The organism is Streptomyces viridosporus (assembly GCF_002078235.1).
GTDB lineage: Bacteria > Actinomycetota > Actinomycetes > Streptomycetales > Streptomycetaceae > Streptomyces > Streptomyces viridosporus.
In genome coordinates this window covers 1-3,733 of record NZ_MSGP01000567.1, presented here as the reverse complement: position 1 = coordinate 3,733, position 3,733 = coordinate 1, and the positions used below count along the sequence as shown (strand labels likewise).

Genomic DNA, 3,733 nt, shown 5'->3' with positions numbered 1-3,733 from the left:
ACCACCGCGGTGCCGTCCTCGGTCCTGAACCGCATCAACCCGTCCATGGTGCCGCGCGCTCCCCCGCCGTGTGTGACGCAGACGAACTCCCATGCTACGCAAGGTGCTTGGTCCGGCACATGGGTTACGGACGCCGGGCACGCGAACGGCGCCGCCTCCCTGGGACGGGGAGACGGCGCCGCGGTCGCTTCTTCCTCGTACGTCAGACCAGCCAGCCGATGAAGTGGACGAGGCCGGCGAGGACGTCGGTGAGAAGGTTCATGATCGTGCGTTCTCCTTGCGGTGATGCGTCAGTCGGGACCCGTGCGATCACGGTCTGCAGCCCGTCGCTCGCACACCGTGAGTATCGTCAACCTCTTGAGTCGCGTCCGCCCTCACGGGTGACGATCACCTGTTCCGGGGAACATGCGCTCCCCTGTTCGACTCCGGATTCGGCTCCGGCTCCGACGATGCCCCGGACGACTCCCAGCTCCACCAGGTCCTGCGGCCGGATGCGGAGCCGGTCGGCCGTGGCCTCGACCTCCGCCGGGGAGCGCTTGAGGATCGCCGCCGCGAGCTCCGGGGCGATCACCGAGAAGTAACTGTCCGGGGTGGCCCAGGTGTTGCCGGGGGCGGCCAGGGCCAGCGCGCCGCCCGAACCGCCCTCGCCGACGACGAGCGTGGTGACCGGGGTACGGGCGGCGGCCACCGCGCCGAACAGATCGGCGATCGCCGCTCCCGCCCCCTGCCGTTCCGCCTCCGCGTCGTTGGCCGCGCCCGGGGTGTCCACCAGCGTCAGCACCGGGATGCCGAGCCGGTCCGCGAGCCGGACCAGCCGGGCGGCGGTGCGGTACCCGGCGGGACGGGTCGCCGCCCCGGTCTGCGCCGCGTAGGCGACCGTACGGCCCTCGCGCTCGCCGAAACCGCAGAGCATGCCGTCGGGGTCCGTGCCGCCGCAGCGGTCGCCGCCGATCGCGACCCGGTGGGTGAAGTAGGCGTCCAGGTAGGCGGTGGCGCGCGGGCGGTGCGGCGCGCGGGCGCGCCGGACCGCGTCCCAGCCGGTGGCCGGCAGGTCCGGTGCGCCCAGGGCCGCGGGCGGCGGGGCCGGCGCGGCCGACGGGCGGGTCAGCAGCCGCAGCCACCGCCCCAGCGTCTGCCGCAGTTCCCCCGGCCGCACCACCGCGTCCGCCGCCCCCGCCGCCACCTGCGCCTCGGCCGTGTACGCCGCCGGGTCCGCGTCCGCCGGCCGCACCCGTGAGCCGGCGAAGCCGACCTGGGCCCCGGGCAGGGCGAGGACCACGTCGGCGCCCGCGCCCAGGGTGGCCCAGCCGCCGCCGGTCGTCGGGTCCCGCACCACCGCGATCTGCGGCAGCCCCGTCTCCCTCAGGAGCGCCGACGCGCGGGCCACGCGCTGGAGCTGGGTGAGGGCGAGCATGCCCTCCTGCATCCGGCTGCCGCCGGTGGCGATCAGCGGGACGACCGGCAGCCGGTGCTCGCGGGCATGGGCGTACGCCGCCTCCAGGCGGTCGCCGGTGCGCACGCCGAGCGAGCCGCCGAGGAAGCCGAACTCGAACGCGATCAGCACCGCCCGGGTGCCCTCGACGCGGGCGTCGCCGCAGATCACGGACTCCTGCTCACCGGTGCGTTCGGCGGCGCGGGCACGGGCGGCGTCGTAACCGGGCCAGGCGAGGGGGCCGTCCGGGGCGGACGTCCTGGTGGGGGCGGGCAGTTCGGAGAAGTCGTCGGTGACCAGGGCGACGGCCTCGCGGGCGGAGAGACGCCCGGCCGGGTCAGCCATGGCGCAGCGCCCGCTTCATGACCTTGCCCATGTCGTTGCGGGGGAGGGCGTCGAGGTGGTGGACGACGCGCGGGCGCTTGTGCGGGGCGAGACGACGGGCGACGTGCTCGGCCAACTCCTCCGCGACGGGCGGGGACTGCGGATCCGCCGGGACGACCCACGCCACGATCCGCTCGCCCAGGTCGGGGTCCGGCTCCCCGGTGACCGCGGCCTCCCGCACGCCCGGGTGCTCCAGCAGCGCGTTCTCGATCTCCCCCGCACCGATCTTGTAACCCCCGCTCTTGATCAGGTCGGTGGCCTTGCGGCCGACGATCCGGACGGAGCCGTCGGGGTCGCGCACCGCCATGTCGCCGGTGCGGAACCAGCCGTCGGCGGTGAAGGCGGCGGCCGTGGCGTCCGGCCGGTTGAGGTACTCGGTGAACAGGTTCGGCCCGCGCACCTGGATCTCGCCGACGGTCTCGCCGTCGTGCGCCGCCACCGGTGCCCCGTCCTCCTCCACCAGCCGCAGCCGAACGCCCGGCAGCGGCACGCCCACCGTGCCGGGGCGGGCCTCGCCGTCCGCGCGGACACTGGTGTTCATCAGGGTCTCCGTCATGCCGTACCGCTCGACGACGCGGCGTCCGGTCGCCGCCGCGATCCGCTCGTGGTCGTGCACCGGCAGCGCGGCGGAGCCCGACACCAGCAGCCGCGCCCCGGCCAGCGCCTCGACCAGCTCCGGGGAGCCGGGCAGCGCCTCCGCGATCCGGTGGTACATCGTCGGCACGCCGAACAGCATGGTCGCGCCGCCGTTCAGCTCGCGCGCCACGCCCTCGGTGGTGAACCGGCCGAGGTGGCGCACGGATCCGCCGCGGCGCAGCGGGCCGAGCGTGCCGAGGACGAGCCCGTGCACGTGGAACAGCGGGAGCCCGTGCACCAGGACGTCGTCACCGGTCCACCGCCAGGCGTCGGCGAGCGCGTCCAGGGTCGCGGCGACCGCGCGGCGGGGGAGGACGGCGCCCTTGGGCGGGCCGGTGGTGCCGGAGGTGTAGACGATCAGGGCCGGGTCCTCGTCGCCCGCCCGCTCCTCGGGGAGCCCGCCCGGCGCCCCGCCGTCCGGGTCGACGTCGAGGCGGGGCACCTCCCGCAGCGGGGGCGGGAGTTCCGCGCCCGGTGCGGTGAGCACCAGGTCCGGGGCGCTGTCGGCCAGGATGTGCGCCAGCTCCTTCTCGCCCGACCTGGGGTTGAGCGGCACCACGGGCACCCCGGCGGCCAGCGCGGCGGTCACGGCCACCGCGGTCTCCGGCGCCGGCGTGGCCCAGACGGCGACCCGGCGCGCCGCCCCGAGCCCCGCGGCCACCGCGCCGGCCGCCGCGGCGAGTTCCCCATACGTCAGTGAGCGCTCGCCGAACCGCAGGGCGGGCCGGCCGGCGGCCGAGGTGTCGGTCAGGGCCGGGAAGAGAGAGGACACGCGGCGTACTCCTTGGATCTCGTTGCCGGTGAGGCGGCGCGGTCGCTGCCTGGACGTCCTACCCAAGCCGGTCACGACCGTCACCGTCCACACCACCGCCGGGCTCCGGAGCAGCCGACCCCGACCGCCGCCCCGCCCCGGTCACTCGCGACGCCCGCGTCTGCGGCCGTATCCGTGCCGCGGTGATCAGCGCCGGCCGCGAGCCGCGCCGTCGGGTGGCCGACCTGGTGATCGCCGCCGTCTGTTGATGTCCACGGTGAATGTCAGGACCTCCCTGATCCGTGGCTCTCCGGACCGGTCGCCATCATGGGCACCGGGACCGGACGGGAACCGTTGGCCAGTGACTCCGCGCCGGCCACGCCGACCAGTGACGCGGCCACGGCGGGCCGTACCGGTACCAGCGGTGGCTCTCCGCGCTCCATCAGGACCTAGCCAGGAGCGGGGTGGGGAATGGCTTCTGCGTCCTGCTCTGGCCTCAGCTGGGTGCACGGATCCGCAGTGTTCATCTG

Annotated in this window: 2 protein-coding genes; both read right to left on the bottom strand. The window is 75.6% G+C overall.

What is annotated here, in order from left to right; genetic code table 11:
- Window positions 1-349 precede the first annotated feature (349 nt).
- Window positions 350-1,777 (bottom strand): carboxyl transferase domain-containing protein, encoded by a 1,428-nt coding sequence (locus B7L92_RS32675; protein ID WP_081240903.1) that lies wholly within the window; start codon window positions 1,775-1,777, stop codon window positions 350-352.
- A complete protein-coding gene (locus B7L92_RS32670) occupies window positions 1,770-3,224 on the bottom strand; it encodes an acyl-CoA synthetase (protein ID WP_081240902.1) in 1,455 nt (484 codons plus the stop codon). Before B7L92_RS32670 ends, B7L92_RS32675 begins: the two co-directional genes overlap by 8 nt.
- Window positions 3,225-3,733 lie beyond the last annotated feature (509 nt).

Coding starts and splice junctions, on each gene's coding strand:
- B7L92_RS32675 (WP_081240903.1), bottom strand. CDS start 1,777: ATGGCTGACCCGGCCGGGCGTCTCTCCGCCCGCGAGGCCGTCGCCCTG.